Source organism: Photobacterium nomapromontoriensis (genome assembly GCF_050336815.1).
GTDB lineage: Bacteria > Pseudomonadota > Gammaproteobacteria > Enterobacterales > Vibrionaceae > Photobacterium > Photobacterium nomapromontoriensis.
In genome coordinates, this window is sequence record NZ_JAKJSL010000047.1 from 15,793 (window position 1) to 37,392 (window position 21,600).

General features: G+C 46.0%; 16 protein-coding genes. 6 read left to right on the plus strand and 10 right to left on the minus strand.

The window, feature by feature from the left end; translation table 11 throughout:
• Positions 1-337 precede the first annotated feature (337 nt).
• The 3 genes from L4D12_RS19625 (at position 338) to L4D12_RS19635 (ending at position 5,273) form a co-directional block, all read left to right on the plus strand.
• Positions 338-2,176 (plus strand): hypothetical protein, encoded by a 1,839-nt coding sequence (locus L4D12_RS19625; protein WP_428449532.1) that lies wholly within the window; start codon positions 338-340, stop codon positions 2,174-2,176.
• Positions 2,177-2,259: 83 nt separating this feature from the next.
• The gene (locus L4D12_RS19630) at positions 2,260-4,059 is read left to right on the plus strand and encodes a hypothetical protein (RefSeq protein ID WP_428449533.1); all 1,800 of its coding nucleotides are present in this window, start codon (positions 2,260-2,262) and stop codon (positions 4,057-4,059) included.
• Positions 4,060-4,349: 290 nt separating this feature from the next.
• A complete protein-coding gene (locus L4D12_RS19635; RefSeq protein WP_428449534.1) occupies positions 4,350-5,273 on the plus strand; it encodes an arginase family protein in 924 nt (307 codons plus the stop codon).
• 46 nt (positions 5,274-5,319) lie between these two features.
• On the opposite strand, the gene L4D12_RS19640 is transcribed toward L4D12_RS19635, so the two are convergent.
• The 6 genes from L4D12_RS19640 to fdrA all read right to left on the minus strand — a co-directional run bounded on the left by L4D12_RS19640 (position 5,320) and on the right by fdrA (position 12,964).
• Positions 5,320-6,573 carry an MFS transporter gene (locus L4D12_RS19640; protein ID WP_428449535.1) on the minus strand — a complete coding sequence of 418 codons (1,254 nt, stop codon included), beginning with the start codon at positions 6,571-6,573 and terminating at the stop codon, positions 5,320-5,322.
• A gap of 15 nt (positions 6,574-6,588) precedes the next feature.
• Positions 6,589-7,815, minus strand: coding sequence for an allantoate deiminase (gene allC, locus L4D12_RS19645; protein ID WP_428449536.1), 1,227 nt, complete (start codon positions 7,813-7,815; stop codon positions 6,589-6,591).
• Between the two features lie 124 nt (positions 7,816-7,939).
• The gene (allD, locus tag L4D12_RS19650; protein WP_428449537.1) at positions 7,940-8,989 is read right to left on the minus strand and encodes an ureidoglycolate dehydrogenase; all 1,050 of its coding nucleotides are present in this window, start codon (positions 8,987-8,989) and stop codon (positions 7,940-7,942) included.
• 165 nt (positions 8,990-9,154) lie between these two features.
• Positions 9,155-9,973 carry an oxamate carbamoyltransferase subunit AllH family protein gene (locus L4D12_RS19655; protein ID WP_428449538.1) on the minus strand — a complete coding sequence of 273 codons (819 nt, stop codon included), beginning with the start codon at positions 9,971-9,973 and terminating at the stop codon, positions 9,155-9,157.
• A 48-nt stretch (positions 9,974-10,021) separates the two neighbouring features.
• Positions 10,022-11,290, minus strand: coding sequence for a YlbE family protein (locus L4D12_RS19660; RefSeq protein WP_428449539.1), 1,269 nt, complete (start codon positions 11,288-11,290; stop codon positions 10,022-10,024).
• Positions 11,291-11,302: 12 nt separating this feature from the next.
• Positions 11,303-12,964 (minus strand): acyl-CoA synthetase FdrA, encoded by a 1,662-nt coding sequence (gene fdrA / locus L4D12_RS19665; protein WP_428449540.1) that lies wholly within the window; start codon positions 12,962-12,964, stop codon positions 11,303-11,305.
• A gap of 395 nt (positions 12,965-13,359) precedes the next feature.
• On the opposite strand from fdrA, the gene allS reads away from it, so the two are divergent.
• Positions 13,360-14,319, plus strand: coding sequence for an HTH-type transcriptional activator AllS (allS, locus tag L4D12_RS19670; RefSeq protein ID WP_428449541.1), 960 nt, complete (start codon positions 13,360-13,362; stop codon positions 14,317-14,319).
• On the opposite strand, the gene L4D12_RS19675 is transcribed toward allS, so the two are convergent.
• On the minus strand, positions 14,311-15,252 hold the full coding sequence (locus tag L4D12_RS19675) for a carbamate kinase (protein WP_428449542.1): 942 nt from the start codon (positions 15,250-15,252) through the stop codon (positions 14,311-14,313). The two genes, allS and L4D12_RS19675, sit on opposite strands and share 9 nt — an antisense overlap.
• 329 nt (positions 15,253-15,581) lie before the next feature.
• On the opposite strand from L4D12_RS19675, the gene allE reads away from it, so the two are divergent.
• Together allE and L4D12_RS19685 are read left to right on the plus strand one after the other, a co-directional pair.
• Positions 15,582-16,370: a (S)-ureidoglycine aminohydrolase gene (gene allE / locus L4D12_RS19680; RefSeq protein WP_428449543.1), complete on the plus strand. Its 789-nt coding sequence runs from the start codon at positions 15,582-15,584 to the stop codon at positions 16,368-16,370.
• Positions 16,371-16,706: 336 nt separating this feature from the next.
• A complete protein-coding gene (locus L4D12_RS19685; protein ID WP_428449544.1) occupies positions 16,707-17,933 on the plus strand; it encodes a pyridoxal-phosphate-dependent aminotransferase family protein in 1,227 nt (408 codons plus the stop codon).
• A gap of 87 nt (positions 17,934-18,020) precedes the next feature.
• On the opposite strand, the gene L4D12_RS19690 is transcribed toward L4D12_RS19685, so the two are convergent.
• The 3 genes from L4D12_RS19690 to gcl all read right to left on the minus strand — a co-directional run bounded on the left by L4D12_RS19690 (position 18,021) and on the right by gcl (position 21,569).
• Positions 18,021-18,908 (minus strand): 2-hydroxy-3-oxopropionate reductase, encoded by an 888-nt coding sequence (locus L4D12_RS19690; RefSeq protein WP_428449545.1) that lies wholly within the window; start codon positions 18,906-18,908, stop codon positions 18,021-18,023.
• Positions 18,909-18,925: 17 nt separating this feature from the next.
• Entirely contained in the window at positions 18,926-19,708 is a 783-nt protein-coding gene (gene hyi, locus L4D12_RS19695) for a hydroxypyruvate isomerase (protein WP_428449546.1), read from the minus strand.
• 121 nt (positions 19,709-19,829) lie between these two features.
• A complete protein-coding gene (gene gcl, locus L4D12_RS19700; RefSeq protein ID WP_428449547.1) occupies positions 19,830-21,569 on the minus strand; it encodes a glyoxylate carboligase in 1,740 nt (579 codons plus the stop codon).
• Positions 21,570-21,600: the final 31 nt, after the last annotated feature.

The following is a 21,600-nucleotide window of genomic DNA, read 5'->3' on the forward strand; positions in this document are numbered from 1 at the left end:
CATATCTTCATGGGCGTGCTTTTATTAACTGCCTCACAAAACACTTAATCAAATCTAGAAATAACAACAATTAAAATCCTTTATTAAAAGCATAAAAATCCAATCTATAATAGAAAATACCACCAACATCCTGTATTTGAGCAAAATATAAGCATAACACACCACTCTGGCACGCCTGATACCGCCCCCTCCCCCAACTATCGCGAATAAGCATATCCATTTGAAAATTAAAGAAATTTAACAATCTGACACGTCGTGATAGATTAAATATTAGCCGCATATCAATCCAAGCGCATATCACATTCGGCTTATCTTCAAGCCATAACATGAGGTCACTATGACAGTTATTAAATCACTCCTTACCGCGTCTGCGGTGAGTGTCCTGCTCGCCGGGTGCGGCTCCGGGTCATCCAGTGACGACAAGACCAACACCGATAAACACGTCATCCAGATCAAATTAATTAACCAATCGACAGATCTGATCCAACCGCAGAGTGATTATAGAAACGCCGTCGCTTCTCAGACGGATAATGGCGGATATCAACACCTACTCGCCACTGATGGCTATGATATTTATGTCGATGAGGGGGATGACGGCGGGGAAAGTTACACCATTTCGCATCAGTCATTTGAAGACGATGCCGAAACCATTATTCCCTTAGCCATTGTCGGGAAAGCAACCGTCACGGTAAGCAACCCTTATGCGGTGTCTGGTCAGGCTTATTACACGGTAGCATCGGTCAAACAGTCACAATGTGCTGAGGGTGATAATCGTTGCCACACCACCTATGCCGTTCCTGTCGCCGTCAGCGACACGCCCACCCCTGTATACCTTGCCAATACCCAATGGAACTATGTCACCCTGCCTGATGATCCCATTTATTATCAGGGTGGTATAAACAGCGAACTCATTGATGCACCGACCATCAATGGTAAAAACATGACAAAATCCACCACAATGGTGGATGGTGAGCATTACTGGTTCGGTTATGCCTCTAATCATACCGAGGTTCATGTCGCAACCAACGAAGGGTTCTATTCCATCCCGATTGCTGAAGATGATCGCCGTAACCTACATAAAGCAGTAACAATCACAAAAAATGACGAAGGGGTAACGGTATTCAATCCACCCGCTCTCGACGGTGCTGGCTCCATCAAACCCATTGAACCCATTCAGCGCTTTGTCAAAAGCCCGGACGCTGTCAATGATGAGTACTCATGCCGAGAATTAGGCGGTACCCATTATTCATTCACAGCGTTTACTGAATGGAAACTTTCCTGCTTAATTCCATCGACAGAGAGACACGCTTTATCGTTAAGAGAAATACTCTTTGACACGGGCTATGCATATCGCCCGCTGCCTGAAAAACCAACCAAAAAATATTCTAGCGGAAATAAATATACAGCAGATTTTAAATGGAGTTTTAGCAAACAAGATTGCCATAATGACATTATAAAAGAGATGGCGGCATACCCAGAAACCTATCAGCGTGCTGCTTTCTCCTATAATGGCTCGCTATATGAGCATCCAAAACCTTGTTTTATAGAAGTAATGGATGACAGCCTTTATAGCGAAGAGGTTGCTTTCTTTTCGTTAGAGCTATTAACACAAGAGCTCGGCGACATACAGTTTTTCGACCTCAACCCAACCGACCCAGTTGATAACTTAGGCGGTATGAGTTGTAACAACTTCAACGCGTCACAGGTCAGTCATTGCCAAAACAGTGAACGATATATTGGCCAAAAAATACAATTTGATGTGATAAATAATGATATCCGCCTCCCACTGCAGATTTTCTCTGGCACAGAAACACTCAGTACTCTCAATTATTTTGGATGGACAGATACTTCATCCAATAATAAACATCAAGATGCGGGGATCTTCTATGAATTTTCAATTCTCTCACCAGACACCACAACCTCCCTACACGTTCAGGTAGATACCGCCTTCTTGTATCGTGATCAAAACGTGTATATCTATAACGACCAGTCGGAGTTAATTGAACGCTATACCACTTCGGGTTCAATACGTGACTTTACACAAAAATACCGTGATTTCACCTTAGTCAGAAATAACGAAAACCCGGCCTATAGTATGGCTCTCGCTATCAAAGGACTAAAAGGAGGTAGCGCTACATTCTATGCCCTCGATTTCAGTTTTCACGATGCGATGTAGCACGACACACTAACCGAACATAACACAATCGGCAAAATACCGGTTGTGTTACCCAATTTAAAGACCATTTGGATGAGGTCGTTATGACATGTTATAAACCTGCGCTGGCACTATCAGCAATCAGCCTGTTACTTGCTGGCTGTGGTGGTTCCGATTCAAGTTCAGAACCAAGTACAACCCAAATAAAACTGGTTGTTCAATCCATCGAAAACATGCAATCACAAGCCGATACGGGCGATCGCGTAGCGCGTCAGGTTGATACCAAAGCCTATCAACACCTGCTGATCACCGATGGCTACGAGATCGCCGTTGATGAAGGGGATGATGGCGGTGAAAGTTACGTTTTAAGAAACCAATCTTTTGACTATGACAGTGACAATACCATCATGCTGTCAGTGACTGGCAAGGCCACCGTGACAGTCAGCCATCCGTACATCCACGATGCTGATGATACCTATAGCGTTACTTCTGTTGAAAAACAACAGTGTACCGCTGATGACAATAAGCACTGCCATAGTCAATACGCTGTTCCCATCACAGCCAGCCACACCCCTACTTCAATATATTTGGCCAACACCCAATGGAACTATGTCACCGTACCTGATTCACCCATCTACTACGATAAGGGTGATCTCATTGCCCCTCCGCAACTGGGTTACAGTGACATGAACAAATCCACCACCCCGATTGATGGCGAGCACTACTGGTATGGCTACGCCTCGGCAGAAACCGAGATGCAAGTTGCCACCACCGACGGCTTTTATGTGGTGCCTATTTATATGGACGAACAACGCAATCGTCACCAAGCCGTAACGCAGTCAACGACCGTTGAAGGGGACATAGTATTCCATGCTCCACCAGTAGAAGGAATGGGGCCCATCGCACCCATCCTGCCCGAGCAACGATACACGTTATCATCGCCAGCCAACAACAGTGAATATGATTGCCGCTTGGCAAACGGCGTGCATTATTCATTTAAAGCGTATAATAAGAATAAAAAAGCCTGCCTTATTCCCTCGCTGTCTCCTAATGCACAAACACGTCAGCACTGGGAATATATCGTCAATACCCCTTTCTCTCCCTTGCCAGCGGAAACAACCACCTATTATAAAGAAATTGATACTCAACATAATAGCAAGCAAATTTGCCACAATACTATTACATTAGGTTCTCATACGGAACAATACCAAAAAGCGATCCATAGCTACCAAAATCCTTACAGCACACAAGCCTCTTGCTTTGCTGAAGTGATGGATATCAATCTTTATCTAGATAGTAAAGCGGCACTTTTCTCACTAGAATTGTTGAATCAAGAACTCGACGGTTTACAGTTTTTTGACGTACAAAATAAGGTGAAATTAGATTCATTAAATAATATCAACTGTGACAACTTTACTGGACATGAAGTAAAAAATTGCCAATTTATAGCGTATGAATCTGGCACATTTAATCGTATGCTTTTTGATGTCAGTCACAATGATATTACCATCCCGCTGAAATCTTTTTCCGGAACAGAAGCTTTATCTCAACTCAATTATTATGGTGTGATTTCTTTTGATTCACCAAAGAATGATACTTCTGGCGTCTTCTATCAATTTGCGATTATTTCGCCAGATAAGATAACAAAACGCCACATTATGATATTACCTTCAGTGCACATAAACTTTCACCAAGCTTATGTTTATGATGAACAATTTAAATTACTAGAGAGCTACACAGAGCAAAATGCTCTTATAGATTTCTATCACGACTACTGTGGCTTTACTTTGGTCAGAAACACTGACAGCCCAGGCTACAGTTTGATATTACGAATACAGAATATAAAAGGCTCCGAAGTAGAGTTTCGTGGTCTGGATTTCACCTTCCATGATTCATTACAGTAATTTGAAAACAACTGTATAACTCTTTTAATCTATCAAACCAGCGGCCTAAGTCGCTGGTTTGGTTTTATAATCACCGACCAACACCTCAACAATAATTACGTTTTAAGTATAAACGCACCCCAACAAATTCCTCTGTAGTACACTCCTTCCTGACTCATTACCACAAACACACTTAGTTTCATTATCTCATTGATTAAAAAACAATTTGTATGATATTACATCTAATAAGAAACAGGCTCATGCGCAACTCGCCCTGCCGTTTCCATCATTGGTATCAGTAAGGATGTATTATGACCAAACAGTTCGACATTATTGGTGCGCCATTTAATTTACTCGGTTGTCACCCCACAAATAATAATCCTGTCGATGGTCTGCGATGCATGGATGAGCAAATCTGGATTGGCCTATCTGACTGGATGCACGTTAGAAATACCCGTTGGGGTATCGATGCGAAAGATAAAGGTGATATCACCCCCTCGCTTCACGTCCAAACCCTGATCGAGATGGGGCGCAAAGAAACCGCGCTGACTGAGTATTGCGCAGAACTGAAAACCAAAGTCATGGCGAGTTTTGCACAAGGCCGGATCCCGATTACGTTAGGCGGGGATCATTCTATTGCGGTGGGAACCGTGCAGGCAGCATTGGATTTTTATCAGAAACAACGTAATGAAAAAGTCGCAGTAATATGGGTCGATGCCCATGCTGATTGCAATAGCAGTCCGGAAAGCAACCTCCATGGCAAACCGGTGGCCTTACTGATGAACCAATACCCTCACAACGGCTGGCTGGTTGAGCCGGAACTGACCTTATCGCCTGATGATATCTACTATATCGCCGTTCGCGACTTAATGCTCAATGAATACCAGCTCATCAATAAACTTGGCATCACAAACTATGGCATGGATACCATTGATGCTCACGGTTTCCGAGCGGTACTTAATGAGTTAATTGCCAAGCTGGAGCGGGAGTATGACCGGATCTACCTTTCATTTGACTACGACGCATTAGACGGCTCTATCTTCAGAGCATGTGGCACCCCCAATGTTGGTGGGCTTTCTGCAAGAGAGGCGCTCTTTTTGGTTCATCGCTTGGCAGCCAGCCCGAAATTTATCGGTGTCGACTTTGTTGAATACCTGCCGGAACTCGACCCTGATGGTGTATCAAAAGAACTGATGATTAAGCTGATTGATGCCGTATGGGGGTTTCGGGCATAAAAAAAGGCCAACGAGCGATATCGTTGGCCTCTCAAAACATCTCACATTAAGCCATGGCGGTATCTGGTGACTTGCTGCGAGCAGTAACAAGCGCGAATATGATTGTTCCTATCACCATTAAAATGGCTGACATCACAAAACTGATCTCTTTCGATCCTGTTACATCTGAAATAAAGCCGGTTAATGTCGGCGCGATGATTGCTGAGCTCATACCGAAGAAGTTCAACAGACTAAACGTTCGCCCCAGTGACTGACTTGACGCTTGCTCAGACACATAGGAAATCAAAATAGGGTCAACCGCCAGTTTTCCAAGCAAGCCATAAAGGATCAGGCTAATCATCAACACTGTCGAATTAGGTGCCATTACGGTAAGCAATAACATCAATGCGGACAGCAATCCCAAAACCAAAAGCAGCTTGACCCGACTCTTTGATTCATGAAACTGATCTGACATATTACTGAAGATCAGCGCCCCTGGGATCCCTGCTAACGCGACCAATGCGGCAGCAAAACCAATCGCAATACCTTCAAAACCACGCTCGGCCTGTAAGTAGGAGGGCAACCAAGTCACAATCAAATAATAACCATAACAGGTACAGAAATATAAGAAGTATGACGAACACAATAATGGGCTAAATAACGGTGATGGTTTCTCATCAATATTAACCTTGTTCGCAGCTCGGGCATCAGCATCCTGTACTTGCTCTTTTTGAGCTTTAGAGCGAATCGTCAGTAAAAACACCCCAATCATCACCACTAAAATACCTGCAATGATCATCAATACGGTTTGCCACTCCATATTCATGTTCTTCACTAAGATACTCGACCCGATCAGACCAATCCCCATCCCTAACGCTGAACCACTATTGATGATGGCATTAGCCAATGCACGACGTACTGGTGGCACATTTTCTGACGACAACGAGTAAGCCGAGCAAAAAAACGAGGCACACCCTGCGCCAGCCATCATCGACCCCGCATAAATCATGGTTAATCCGCTGGCTTGGGCAAGGCACAATGTGCCCACTGTGAATAAACTGAATCCACACGCCAACATGATTTTCTGACCCAGCTTATCAACCAAGATCCCACAGGGGATCTGCATGCTGCAGTAAGCCAGAAAGTAAAAGCTGGCAATCGCACCAATTTCAGCATCACTAACACCGCCTAGTGATGCTTGAATCTCTGGGTAAATCGGGGTGAGCACGGTCCGGTAAATCCAGATTGCAACCCAACCGAAGCACATGACGATAACTATCTTTTTCCAGTATTCAATACCGGTCTTTTGCTGCGTATCCATACTCACCCTCTTTCCTTATTTGTACGCTAGCGCATAGAGCACATCAATCAATGCCTCAACCCCTGCGGCAAGATCATCCAACTCGGTACGTTCTGCCGGATTATGGCTGATCCCAGCAATACTCGGAATAAAGAGCATGCCCGTAGGAACACGAGGGGCAAACACCTGCGCATCGTGACCGGCACCACTGTGCATTCGCATATAATTCACCCCTTTACTGGCCAGCGTCGTATCAATCAAATCGACCAGTTTAGGATCCATCGGGATAGGATCTTCATCCATCCACAAATCCACCTCACACTCAATTTCCATCTCGGCGCAAATACGCTGAATGTCTGCGACAATGCCATTACTGATATTGACAAGTGTGTTCTTGTCGGTGTGACGGCAATCCATGGTAAATAAGATCTCGCCCGGTACAACATTGACCGTATTGGGTTTAGGCACCACCTTACCAAACGTCAGTACCAGCGGATCGCCTTCTGCCTTTGCCTTATCGATAGACTGACAGCAAATTTTGCTAAAAGCATATACCGTGTCTTTACGGTAACCCATCGGTGTCGTACCAGCATGGTTGGCTTCACCTTTGAGCGTTATGTTATAGCGACGCTGGCCTGCAATACTGGTCACAACCCCTAGGTGCTTGCCTTCGGTTTCCAGCACTTTGCCTTGTTCAATATGAAGCTCGATAAATGCCTTGATATCTTTTCGAACGGTGCGTTCTGTTGCGAAGTTGAAACCACACTGCTGCATGGCATCAACAAAGCCCACGCCATTGTTGTCTGTCAGGTTAACGACATCATCATTGTTGGCGATACCGACAATGTTTTTACTGCCCCAGAACACATACGGGAAACGACTGCCTTCCTCTTCTGCGAGTGAAACAACTTCTAGGGTACGTAATGGGGAACCATGCTTATCTTTCAGGTATTGCATGGCGATAAAAGCCGCTTCAATCCCAAACTGACCATCAAGGTTGCCACCATTAACAACGGTATCAATGTGCGAACCTGACATGATGACCTGGTGGGGGAATTCAGTGCCCTCAAGGCGACCGTAAACATTCCCGACATCGTCGGAATACGCCTGAAATCCACTTTGTTCAAACATTGAAAGCAATAGATTTTGGGCCGTCAGCCACTCCTCGGTATAAAGCAAGCGAGTCATCCCATTGCCAGCTTCATAACCACACGCTGTTATTTTTTGTGACGTTTCAGACACTCTTGATTTTAGTTGTTCCATCTTTCTGTTCCTATATTGTTAAATTTGATTATATTTTTGAACTGTATTTCTTATAGGTAACGTTATCGGTGTATCTTATATTACATTTACTAGCCAATGCATTGTTTCGTGCCTTCAATTATCGCTACTCATTAAATGCAGATTTATTATCATAAGAATTAATATACACATGGTCTGAACATAAATAGTGATAAACATCATCAACAATTTCAATTCCGTTTACATCTGAGTTAGCTTGTGCCATCGCACTATTCTGGCCAGGATAAAGTACCTTTTCAAAACCAGACGCAGGTTTAATGCTATTTAACTCAGACATGGTTTGACCAATAGCATCAATAAAATGACTGGATGAAGTAAAGAACGCCGGGTTAATGACAATATGGAGCTGACCAAGCTCGCGCCCAACAGAAAGATCGTCATACATTGAGCTAACATGCTTGCCAAAAGGCAGACCCAGCAAAATTCCCGACAGAATATCCACCATCATCATCAAGCCATATCCTTTCGGCCCGGCTATCGGCAATAAACTACGTACAGCATGGGGATCCGAGGTTGGGTTTCCGTCACCATCAACAGCCCAAGTGTCTGGAATAGATTGATTTCTTGAACGAGCATCCAGGATTTTACCCCATGCCTGAATGGTCGTCGCCATATCAATGTTGACGATATTACCATCCGGCCCGGGTGCCGAAAAAGCGATAGGATTGGTACCATAATACACTTCACTACCGCCAAATGGGACAACCATCGGATCGGACTGACACATTGAAATAGCCACTAACCCCTGATCTGCCGCTAGCTTGGTGAAATAACCTAATGCGCCACTGTGGCTCATCCGCTTCACCCCAATAATCGCAACGCCCTTCTCAGTCGCCATGGTAATGGCTTTCTCCATCGCTTTTTTCGCGACCACATGCCCAGCAGCATTATCGCCATCAAACACCGCACTGCATGGCCCTGTTTCTTCATACTGAAAATGCGGCTGACAATTTATTCCACCTTTGGCAATCCGTTCAGCATAGTACTCAACCCTGACAGCACCGTGTGAATGAACCCCTCGGGCATCGGCAAAAACAAGTACATCCGCAAGGATATCAGCATGGCTATTTGATAATCCGGCTAGCATAACTTTCGCTTTAATTAACTGGTGAAGCTGTTCTTTGGACAGGTTCATATTTTATTTACTCCATGATAAAGCACTATTTCACTGGCAAACACAGACAGGGGGCATTCCAATAACGTCATCTTATCGAATGTACGATATTATTTTGTGACAAACAGAAACCCACTAATATTTGATGATTTTTTCAAGTTATCGTTGTTTTATTTTTTAAACGCTTTAAATAGTTTTTTTCTGATCCATGAATACCATAAACAACCAGATGCCTAATAAGGTATCCGCACCGGAGAAGTGACCATGACCGATAAATTGTGCCACTGACGTGGTTAACTCTGATGTTGGTGTTAGCAGCAAACTCAATAACGGGGCTGAGAAATAACCATCCCGAGCTTGTTGCAAATACCCCATACTGACTGACGTTGTGAGTTTTGCCAGCGGCAATGTCGCCGGTAGCAGGCATTTCGCGCCAAAGGGTATCGACGCCAGACGATGGGCACAAAATAACATACCGATCAGCATATCATCATGGCTTGGTGTCAATCCGGGGCCGCCACCAATAATTCCATCCCATTGTGGCATACCACCGGTATACCACGTCTCTAACTGCGCCATAAAATACGCAAATGGCGTAAGATCGTTACCTTGCACAATGTGTTGCAGCGAGCCGTATAACCCCGTATCCCTGTTTTGTGCCGCCAGTACCGCCGTTAATCCCAATAATGTAGGCAGTTGCCCCTGATGGAGCTTGAGATCCACCCCGTTATCACCACGATTAAGTCGGAATCGCCCTAAGATCATGCCTTGCTCATCCAACACCATCGAAGTCGACTCATCCACACTATGAGATAACCGAACAAACACCGTCGAATCAACCACCCACCCCGAAGGACTGATCCCCGTTCCGTTTCGATGGATTGTCAGCACGTTGTTATCTGCCGTCAGAAAATTTATCGCCGTGGAGCCACTTCCTACATAGCGAAGTGTACCCGGTGTCATCGGGGCAGACAGGCTGTACGCCTCCACGCCATAGATCATCATGATCACCTTTATAAAATTTGCGCAGCCCATTCGAGCCGCGCCTTTCACTTATGCGGCAGCGTCAATACCCATCTCTTGGGCCAATTGCATCAGAGCTTTCTCAAAACATGCCAGAGGCGCTCTGACCGTACCGGCACCTATCTGACCAATCCCTGCTTCTTTATGTGCGATACCGGTATTAATAATTGGAGTAATACCCGTCTCGACAACACTGCGAATATCCAGACCTAGACACGCCCCCTGGAAATTCCATGATGGGATTTGCAGCAACGAGTTTTGTGACATATAGATCTCAGCCATCTCTTCTGAAATATCCATTGCGATATCAACGCCACCGACACCCACAAAGCGCGTTACACCCGGCGCTGCCACCATAGCCGCACCACCGATACCATAGGTTTCAGTAATGGCACTGTCACCTATGTCCGTATTCGCCTGTTCTTGTGAATAACCGGTAAAATACAGTCCTTCAGGGGTATTAACTGGTGCAGTAAACCACTGATCGCCTAATCCGCTGACACGAATACCAAACTCTTTACCATTACGAGTCATGGCTGTCACTATCGAGCCCGCACGTACACTGGCGCCTGCGTCCATCGCACATTTACAGAACGCCATCGCTAAATTCAGGAAGAATTGGTCCGTGATACTGAGGAATTCGAATACCCGTGTCAGTACATGTTTATCCACATTAAGCGGCGCGATTTTAGGTGCCAATGTACGTAATAACAGTGATGTGGTAGCAATATTACGCTGGTGGAATTCATCACCCATGGTTACGCCTTGGGCCATAATAGCACCCAAATCGATACCCATTTCAGTCTGAGCCAATGCCTGTTTCAGTACGGGCATCAACTCTTCGCGCATCCAATGCAGGCGCTGTTGCACTTCTTCACCATAAGCCCCAAAGCGCATCACCTTACCGATACCTTCATTCATATTGCAGTAGGCGTAATTACCATCTGTCTGGTTCTTTACCACAATAACCGGGAAGTTCGCAGAGGTTATTCCGCCCATCGGTCCAACGGCGTGATGGTGATGACAAGGGCTGAAAGTAACCTTTCCGCCTTCCAATAATGCCTGCGCTTCAACATCTGTTTTGGCCCAGCCTTCATACAGGCATGCACTAATACACGCCCCCTTCATCGGCCCGGTCATATCCGGCCACTGTATTTGAGGCCCCGCATGCAATAGGTGCATCCCTTCTTTTAACCAAGGGATCACGTCACCGGCTAAGGTAACATCAACCCAAAATGGGCGAGCATCTTTGATTTTTTCCAGTACTGCATTGTTTGCATCGTTGATTGATGAATACATATCTCTCATTCCCTATTGCATGTGTTTTAATAAGCTGGCGAGTAGCTGATTACCGCCGGCAATGGGTGCCCATTGATAATGCACCACGGGGATTTGCGCGGTTTGCAGATCATCGGCAAAGCTTCTCAGCCCAGCGTTAATCACTTGCACTCCCTGAAGTAAAGGCGCTGATGGTACATCGGCTTTTGCACGCACCGCGGTGATCATCGCTTCCGCCAGCAATACGGCTTCTTCCAATGTGTTCACCACCATGATGTCAGCTTGTTCCAGAGCAGAAATTTGCAGCGAACGCTGTTGTGGGTCCTGATCTGTCCCTGTGACCGTCGCAACAACATGCAGAGGCTCTGCCCGACAGCGACGTACCGTCTCAACGGCATCGACTACCGCAGCGGCAGGATCGCCAGTGGCGCCAAAGCCAATCACAACATCCAGTAATAGCACCCCTACCGTAAGGTCAATCGCACGTTTGGTGATTTCTACCGTTCGGGTGGTTGGGTCAATCATGGGGTGTGGACGACCCACGGTATAATGATCATCACCCAGATCGATAATCAGGTGACCTGCTTCATGCAACATGATCCCCTGCTCATGAGTCTCATCCACGTGTAATCCCAGTTGTTCCGCCAACAGCATGGCCGCTTCAGCCGCCAGTGTCCCACCGGTATACAGACCCAATACTGAGCGATCGGCCATTGGCTGACGATCTCGACAATAATGACGCACATTAGCCAGCATAGCGGCTAGTCGCCCGGCCTCAGCCAGACTATTAGCAAAATAAACATTGCCATCACGCTGATACGTTCGACGTGTTCCAAGGAACAGGGCAACAACGGGTTTCGCCATTGCTTTCATCGCTGCTATCACGACTTCCTCAACTTGTGGTGATGGCGGTTTAGAAACAAATACAATCACTTCACTTTCATCATCATGATCTAGCATCTCTAATGCGGCTAGCGCGCTGATCCCCCCTACGGCAGCTGACAAATCTCGCCCACCGAGACCAATTGCATGATTGATTCCCTGCCCGGCAAGGCAAATCTGAGAAGCCAGCTCTTGGATCCCGGTTCCCGATGCGCCAACAATACTGATCACACCTTTAGGCAATACATTGGCAAACGCCAAAGGCGCACCAGCCACCATGGCAGTACCGCAATCAGGCCCCATAACCAGCAAACCTTTATCCCGGGCTTTCATTTTCAATCTGACTTCATCTTCAACGCTGACATTGTCAGAAAAAAGCATGACATTAAGCTGATTATCTATCGCCTCATCCGCGACGTCGGCGGCATATTCACCCGCCACCGAAATCAAAGCGAGATTGGCGTCTGGCTGCTTAGCCAATGCGGTTTGCCAACGTCTAACCGTCACTAAACGCTGCCCATCAGAGCCTGACTGCGCAATATTGTTTAATGCTTCTTCCAATTGTTCCGCTATCTCATCAGTCAAATCATTGGCTGCTGATAAAGGTCGAATGGCCACACAAATATCATTTGGCGTTGCCTCATCAAACATCGGGTGCCATAACCCGGTCGAGTCCAACAATGCTTTGTTCGCAGGGGTGCCCATCATGACAGAGACTTCATCGACACTCTCACACTGGCTTAACTGTCTAGAAATTAGCATTAAGCTAACTGAGTCTTGAAAGCTTCCCTTTTTAATAAATGCTTGGATCATGGATTACCACCTTGTTAATCCTTAAATGTATTTAACTCACCGATTTATATTTGTTTGATATAGAGCGGATAAAAATGATCACCTGTTCACTTTGAAATAAGATTATTACAACTGTAAGTAATGAAAGTTGAGCAATATCACAGTGGTTTTATTGTTATATTTTTTTCAAAAATCAAGACAGCATCGTTTAATTAGCATTAACAAGCAGCAATTCAAAAAACAAACAAGACAATGATTATTAAATCAATATTAATAATAACATCCGGATTATAAAATAAGTTTTCACACTAATACCAATGAAGTATACCTATTCATAATCACGATCAATGTATTTCGCCTTAACCTGTTATATAACACCATTTAGATATTGATTAGGTTGTTATTAAGGAAAGGTAATGCTCGATAAGGAAACTATCCGCTCATTCATGAAAGTTGCAGAGTACTCCAATTTTTCTAAAGCCGCAGAAGCTCTGCATAAAACACCAGCCGCCATCAGCTACCGGATAAAAGTACTAGAAGAGGATATGAACACCCAACTGTTCAGCCGTACAACACGAAGTGTACAGCTAACAGAAGCGGGCGAGCACCTACTCAGCCACTGTTATAAATGGCTGGACTGGATGAATGCCATCCCTGACGAGCTACAACAAATTGCCGATGGCATTGAGCGCAAAGTTAATATTGTAATCAATAACCTACTATTCAATGAAGAAGCGGTTTCAGGATTAATCCTTGCGTTGCATCAGGCATTCCCCTTTACCCAAATCAATATTTCTAATGCCGTTTACATGGGGGTATGGGATGACCTGCTAAATAATGATTACCACCTTGCGATTGGCGTTCCAGGACTTGATACGATTGATCACACCATCAAGACCACTCCTTTAGGTAAGCTGAGCTGGAACTTCATACTGTCACCGGATCACCCGCTTGCCGTACTTGATGGACCATTGAAAGAATCACAACTGCGTCACCATCCCGCGATTAATATCGAAGATACTTCTCAACATATTAATAAACGGACGGCCTGGTTATTGCGAGACCAAAAGGAAATCAAGGTGCCAGACCTATCAACCAAAACAGCCTGCCATATAAATGGAGCAGGTATTGGTTTCCTCCCACATAATCTTGCTCAACCTCTAATTAAGGAAGGCAAGTTGGTTGAGCGAAAAGTACAATGGAGCCGAACCCCATCCCCATTATCTCTGGGCTGGCGTATCGACTCCTCTGGGAAAGTAACCCAATGGATCATCGAGCTATTCAATACGAACGACCCAATAATCCAAGGTTTTCTGAAAAATATTGACCAACCGCACACTCAGCCAAATGCCGTATCAAATGCGGTATTAAACTAGCTGTAATGCCTCAGGGGAAAAAGCTGGCACAGGCCTGATACAGGTGCCTTTTTCCCCTGTCAGAATGTGCTCCACATCCTGCAATGATCCAATAAAGGCGATATTGCCTGTGCGCTCCACAAACTGAATCACCGCTTCTGCCTTGGGTCCCATCGCGCCATCAGGCACCGCAAAGGGACGTAACTGCTCAACCGTAACATCACGCAAAGCACGCTGATCAGGCGTACCCCAATCGGTATACACCGCATCAGCATCGGTGAGGATCAACAGATAATCCGCCTTGAGCTGCTCTGCCAGCATCGCTGCCACCAAATCTTTATCAATAACCGCCTCAACCCCCTGATACCCTTGTGGTTGTTGCACCACCGGCATACCACCTCCACCGCAACAGATTACGGTATTACCCAAGGCGAGCAACGTTGAAATCTCTTGTGCCTCAACAACCTGTACTGGACGGGGTGATGGCACAACACGACGAATATAGCCACCATCAGCCTTCAATTGCCACCCATACTGACTTTCTAGATCGGCCCGCTGCTCTGGTGAATAAACTGGTCCGATAAACTTGCTAGGTTGGCTAAACGCTGGATCCGTCGCTTCAACCTCTACTCGAGTCAGCAAACAGCTCACTTTCTCTAGCCCATGCTGTTGAAGCGATTGCGTGAGTAAGTAACCGAGCATACCCTGTGTTTCTGCCACCAGCACATCCAAAGGGTACGCTGGCACGTCTGTGTAGTTCAGGTTTTGTAACGCTAGCAATCCAACTTGTGGACCATTGCCATGTACCAGCGTAATACTGTATTCGTCTTGCAATTGATTGATCAACGCTGCGGCTTGGTTAATATTCTTCAGTTGGTTATCCACCGACAGCACTTCACCACGCTTAAGCATCGCGTTACCACCAAGTGCAATTACAATACGTTTCTTATTCATCTTATTTTTGTCCTTAGTCATAATAAATGGCTAAACGGAATACCTTCATAAATTCAGCCAATACAAAAAATAATAATATTTACAGTATTAACAGTGACATTTTATGTCTATCGGCAATGTGTGATTTATGCTTTTATGAAACATTTTTATCCAATGAATCTGTTAGCTTATAATTAATCAAAACAGTAAACATTTAGATAACCAGATCACAATTTGATTATATTTCAGTTCTAAAATACATCTTATTGTACTTGCAATTACTTTCAGTTTATTTCAAATGAACTTGATTCAATATTACTGTCAAGTTGTCATCTATTTAGAGGTTGAACATGGGTTATTTAAACAATAATACGGGTTATGTTTCAGGGCTACTGGAGTCCCGCGCTATTATTAAAAAAGACAATTTTGCCGTATTACCCCCTGACGGTTTGGTAAAAAATACCTTGCCTGGATTTGAACAGTGTGACATTACCATTTTGTCTTCACCTAAGCTGGGTGCCAGCTTTGTTGATTACCTCATCACCCTGCATGACGGTGGCAATAACCGTTGTGGCTTTGGTGATGAAGGCGTTGAAACCTTTTTCTATGTGGTCAGTGGACAAGTAATTGTTGAAGCTGACAGTACTCGCTCAACCTTAACGGCGGGAGGCTATATTTATTGCCCACCAGGCGTCAAACTGTTCTTGGAAAATACCAACCAAGGTGAAGCCAGTCAGGCTTTTCTGTATAAACGCAGATACAAAGCAATTGATGGGCATTCCCCACGATTAGTGATCAACCACCGCGACAAGCTCGAAAAAATCCACTACGAAGGCATGACAGATGTGATCGTTGAAGATCTACTGCCAACAGATTTGGGCTTTGATATGAACTTCCACGTGCTGACCTTTAAACCCGGCGCTTGCCATGGCTACATTGAAACGCATGTACAGGAGCACGGTGCCCTGATCTTAACCGGTGAAGGTGTTTACAACTTTGATAATAACTGGGTACCCGTCAAAAAAGGAGATTACCTCTTTATGGCTGCATATTCGCCTCAAGCATGTTATGCCGCAGGACGCAATGAAGCATTTAGTTATATCTATTCCAAAGACTGTAATCGCGACGTTGAGATTTAAGTCAATCATAGACAGGCGCCTGGCTGACCGGGCGTTTGTCTATCGAGCTTTATACCTTGATCTCTAGTTCCCCAAACTTTCGCATCATACTCGCTTTACAATATACCGCTTACTATCAAATTCTTTTAAATAAAGCGTAATTCCCTGTCTGTATCAATGATTTTGGCTAATACACCGTTATAGTCAACGTATCTTGGTGATCCAGTGATTTGACTCATCACCCGATAAGCCTGATATCCAATAAACAAAACTCAACACACCAGATCTCCACGTAATCACCGACTGTAACAGGCCACATTTCATGGACATGGTATCTTCCCAAGGAGCAAGCACCCAATGCAACACTATGACCTGTTTGAAACCTTAAATCCGCCACAGCGTTTATTAATGGGACCGGGGCCCATCAATGCCTATCCCCGTGTACATCAGGCGATTTCCAGCCAATTGATCGGTCAGTATGATCCGGTTATGACCGAGTATATGCGCCAAACTCAGCGCTTATACCAACAAGTCTTCCACACCGCTAACCCCGCTACATTACTCATTGACGGAACTGCCCGCGCAGGCATTGAAGCGGTACTGGTCTCAATATTGCAGCCCGGTGACAAAATATTAATTCCCGTCATTGGTCGTTTTGGTCATCTGCTCTGTGAAATCGCTCAGCGGACGGGGGCTGATATCACCACCATCGACGTTGAATGGGGAACAGTGTGTGACCCGCAACGGATCGAAGATGCTATCCGCCAAGTCAAACCCAAAGTACTCGCCACCGTGCAAGGGGATACATCAACCACGATGAACCAGCCACTGGCAGAAATTGGTGAGATTTGCCGCCGTCATGGCGTACTGTTCTACTGTGATGCCACCGCATCAGTCGCGGGAAATACACTCCTCGTTGATGAGTGGCACCTCGATGCCGTTTCTGTCGGACTACAAAAATGCCTCGGCGGCCCATCAGGTAGCGCGCCACTCACCTTAAGCCCGCAGTTTGTCGAACAAATCAATCGTCGCAAGCATGTCGAAAAAGGGATCCGAGCGCTGCATCATACTGACGGCGATGAAGTGATGATCCAGTCCAACTATTTCGACTTACCGATGATTCTGGATTATTGGGGAGAGGAACGGCTTAATCACCATACCGAAGCGACATCAATGCTTTATGCCGCCCGTGAATGTGCCCGACTATTTCTCGAAGAAGGCCCCGATCATGTCATTGCGCGTCATCAGCAAGCGGGTAACGCCATGGCGGCGGGCCTTCAAGCGATGGGGCTGTCACTGTTCGGTGATCAAGATTACAAGATGAATAATGTCGTCGGTGTCTATATTCCTAACAATGTCGATGGTGAATCGGTACGCCGTGAATTATTAACCCGCTTTGGTATTGAGATCGGCACCTCGTTTGGTCCATTACAAGGCAAAATATGGCGCATCGGTACAATGGGTTATAACGCCCGTCAAGAAGCGGTGTTACATACGCTTGCGGCACTGGAGGCAGTACTATTGCGCTATAAAGCGAAGATCCATACCGGCGAAGCCGTGGCTGCAGCAATGCAGTATTACTGATACTCTTTTTTACGTTGAACACCGATACATTAAATACCTATAAAAATGGCCCGCTAAGCGGGCCATTTTCATTTATGGAGCACGTAATCAGTCACGAATACAGTGGTTACTCATGTGCTCAAGGGCTTTGATCATGGCCGAATGATCCCAGCCGCTGCCATCAAGTGCCGCACAAGTATTAAACAGCTCTTGAGCTGTGGCAGTATTAGGCAAATTCAGCTTAAGTTCACGGGCACCCGTTAGAGCCAAATTCAGATCCTTCTGATGCAGTTGAATACGGAATCCGGGCTCAAACGTCCCTTTCACCATCCGCTCACCGTGAACTTCAAGGATTTTTGATGATGCAAAGCCCCCCATCAATGCTTCACGGATCTTAGCCGGATTAGCCCCTGCCTTTGATGCAAACAACAGAGCTTCACCAACAGCTTCAATATTCAGCGCCACTATGATCTGATTGGCAACCTTACAGGTCTGGCCGTCACCATTGCCACCAACCAGAGTGATATTTTGTCCCATCACTTCAAGTAATGGCTTCACTTGATCAAAAATATCATCACGGCCACCCGCCATGATGGAGAGGGTCCCAGCTTTTGCCCCCACTTCACCACCAGAGACTGGTGCATCAATATACCATGCGCCTAGCGCTTCAACGTTAGCAGCGAAATCTTTGGTCGCCATTGGCGAGATAGAACTCATATCAACCACAATTTTACCTGCAGCCAATCCTTTTGCGACACCAATATCAGAGAACAATACCTCTTCCACATGCGGGGTATCCGGCACCATGGTGATGATCACGTCAGCGGCTTCTGCAACGGCTGCTGGGGTTGGGTATGCAAAGCCATTATCACCCAGTAAATCAGCGGGTACAGGTTCAAAATGCTCCGAGAAATATAAGGTATAACCTGCATCCTGAAGATTTTTTGCCATCGGCTTACCCATGATCCCAGTGCCGATAAATCCGATATTTTTCATATATTGTTCTCCCTAACCTAAATTAAATTCATGTCTTTTAGCCAGCCAAGACCAGCTTGCGTACCGTTTGCTGGTACATATTCACACCCGACCCAACCGGTATATCCGATGCTATCTAGATGCGACAGTAAAAATGGGTAGTTCAGCTCACCCGTGCCTGGCTCATGTCGGCCAGGGTTATCAGCCAATTGCACATGACCAATACTGGCTTGATGTGTCGCCAGTGTATTTGCGATATCGCCTTCCATAATCTGCATATGGTAAATGTCATACTGATAGCGCAAATTATCGGAGCTAACACACTCAATGAGTTCCCGAGCCATGGTTGTATTCGACACAAAGAAGCCTGGAATATCGCGGGTATTGATCGCTTCAACAACCAAACTGATACCCGCTTGCTCAAGCTCAGCGGCAGCAAATTTCAGGTTATCGACGAGCACACGGAATGCATCACCAGTACTGATATGATCCGGCTTGATCCCCGCCAGACAGTTAACTTGCGTGCAGCCGAGTACCTTGGCATAGTCAATGGCTTTCGCGACACCAGCACGAAATTCTTCAACGCGATCAGGCAAACAAGCAATTCCTCGCTCCCCCGCCGCCCAGTCTCCGGCAGGCAAATTAAACAGCACCTGAGTCAGCCCGTTCGTTTGCAGTGCATGTGCGATATCAGCGGCTGGAAAATCATAAGGAAACAGATACTCAACACCACGAAATCCGGCTTGTGACGCCGCGTTAAACCGTGACATAAAATCCAATTCGGTAAACAACATCGATAAGTTTGCTGCGAGTTTTGGCATACATACTCCTTAATGCCGTGGCCGAGACCACGGCTAATTCTGAAAAGTTCAAGGTGCTAAAGACATAACGTAGAATTCCAACTTAAAGCACCAATTTAAAGTTCCAATCTATAGCGCCAACTTAAAGATCCATGATGTCTTCGAATTCGGTCACTTTGTCGATATCTGGCCCCATCGCAATATTCGTCACACGCTCTGTCATGACTTCGACAACGACGGGTACCTTGTACTGCTGTACCCACTCTTTTGCCTGCGCCAATGCTGGAGCGATTTCCTCTGGCTCAAACACGCGAATAGCTTTACAGCCCAGCCCTTCAACCACGCGCTTATGATCCACACCGTATTCCTGAACTTCAGGCGCATTTTGGTTTTCGAAAGACAGCTGCACGCAATAATCAATATCAAAGGCTCGCTGCGACTGACGGATCAAGCCAAGGTAAGCGTTGTTAATCAGCACATGGACATACGGCAAATTAAATTGGGCACCAACCGCCAGCTCTTCAACCATGAACTGAAAATCATAATCACCTGAAATAGCAACAACCGGCTTACTTGGGTCGGCTTTAACAACCCCCAGCGCTGCTGGCATTGTCCAGCCCAATGGACCCGCTTGGCAGGCGTTGATCCAATGGCGCGGCTGGTGAACATGGAGGAATTGGTTTGCTGCAATCTGAGCCAAACCAATGGTAGAGACATAACGGGTTTCAGGGCCAAAAGCCTTATTCATTTCGTGATAAATACGCTGAGGTTTAATCGGGGTACAATCGAAATCTTCACGGCGCAACATCGTACGCTTACGCTCAGCACATGCATCTACCCACTCACGGCGATCTTTAAGATCCCCCTTCGCCTTCATCTCTTTCGCCACCTCGACAAACAATGCCAGTGCTTTACCTGCATCAGATGCAATACCGAGATCAGGCGCAAATACACGACCGATTTGGGTTGGTTCTATATCCACATGGATAAACTTACGGCCCTTGGTATAGGTTTCAAGCGCACCGGTATGACGGTTTGCCCAACGGTTACCAATACCAAAGACAAAATCAGACTCAAGATAGGTCGCGTTACCACAACGGTGATTTGCCTGACATCCCATACGGCCGCTCATCAGTGGATGCTCATCGGACAATACGCCCCAACCTCGCAACGTCTGAATAACCGGGACATTCACCAGCTCAGCAAACTCTTTAAACAGTGCCGCCGCATCGGCATTGATGATGCCGCCACCCGCAACCAACAGAGGCTTATCCGCTTCATTCAACATGGCCAATGCACGCTCTGCCTGCGCGCGGGTTGCTGATGGCATAGACGGAGCCATTGGCTCATACATATCAATATCAAATTCAATTTCAGCCATCTGCACATCAAAGGGCAGATCAAGCAAAACCGGGCCAGGACGGCCAGAACGCATCTCATAGAAGGCTTTTTGGAACGTACCCGGAAGCTGGCCAGCCTCACGGATAGTCACTGCCATCTTAGTCACAGGCTTAGCGATTGATTCAATATCAACCGCTTGGAAATCTTCTTTATGCAGCTTGGCAACAGGGGCCTGACCAGTAATGCACAAAATCGGGGTTGAGTCCGCAGATGCCGAATACAATCCTGTGATCATATCCGTCCCCGCAGGGCCTGACGTACCAAGACACACGCCGATATTACCAGGCAGTGTACGGGTATAACCTTCTGCCATGTGTGAAGCACCTTCAACATGACGGGCAAGAATATGATCAATACCACCCAACTTTTTCATCGCAGCATATAATGGGTTAATTGCTGCACCCGGCACACCAAAAGCCGTATCAACACCTTCTTTGCGCAGAATTAATACCGCGGCTTCAATTGCTCGCATTTTTGCCATGTTATTGCTCCTAGTCTTTATACAGACAAGC

Coding starts and splice junctions, on each gene's coding strand:
- L4D12_RS19625 (WP_428449532.1), top strand. CDS start 338: ATGACAGTTATTAAATCACTCCTTACCGCGTCTGCGGTGAGTGTCCTG.
- L4D12_RS19630 (WP_428449533.1), top strand. CDS start 2,260: ATGACATGTTATAAACCTGCGCTGGCACTATCAGCAATCAGCCTGTTA.
- L4D12_RS19635 (WP_428449534.1), top strand. CDS start 4,350: ATGACCAAACAGTTCGACATTATTGGTGCGCCATTTAATTTACTCGGT.
- L4D12_RS19640 (WP_428449535.1), bottom strand. CDS start 6,573: ATGGATACGCAGCAAAAGACCGGTATTGAATACTGGAAAAAGATAGTT.
- allC (WP_428449536.1), bottom strand. CDS start 7,815: ATGGAACAACTAAAATCAAGAGTGTCTGAAACGTCACAAAAAATAACA.
- allD (WP_428449537.1), bottom strand. CDS start 8,989: ATGAACCTGTCCAAAGAACAGCTTCACCAGTTAATTAAAGCGAAAGTT.
- L4D12_RS19655 (WP_428449538.1), bottom strand. CDS start 9,973: ATGATGATCTATGGCGTGGAGGCGTACAGCCTGTCTGCCCCGATGACA.
- L4D12_RS19660 (WP_428449539.1), bottom strand. CDS start 11,290: ATGTATTCATCAATCAACGATGCAAACAATGCAGTACTGGAAAAAATC.
- fdrA (WP_428449540.1), bottom strand. CDS start 12,964: ATGATCCAAGCATTTATTAAAAAGGGAAGCTTTCAAGACTCAGTTAGC.
- allS (WP_428449541.1), top strand. CDS start 13,360: ATGCTCGATAAGGAAACTATCCGCTCATTCATGAAAGTTGCAGAGTAC.
- L4D12_RS19675 (WP_428449542.1), bottom strand. CDS start 15,252: ATGAATAAGAAACGTATTGTAATTGCACTTGGTGGTAACGCGATGCTT.
- allE (WP_428449543.1), top strand. CDS start 15,582: ATGGGTTATTTAAACAATAATACGGGTTATGTTTCAGGGCTACTGGAG.
- L4D12_RS19685 (WP_428449544.1), top strand. CDS start 16,707: ATGCAACACTATGACCTGTTTGAAACCTTAAATCCGCCACAGCGTTTA.
- L4D12_RS19690 (WP_428449545.1), bottom strand. CDS start 18,908: ATGAAAAATATCGGATTTATCGGCACTGGGATCATGGGTAAGCCGATG.
- hyi (WP_428449546.1), bottom strand. CDS start 19,708: ATGCCAAAACTCGCAGCAAACTTATCGATGTTGTTTACCGAATTGGAT.
- gcl (WP_428449547.1), bottom strand. CDS start 21,569: ATGGCAAAAATGCGAGCAATTGAAGCCGCGGTATTAATTCTGCGCAAA.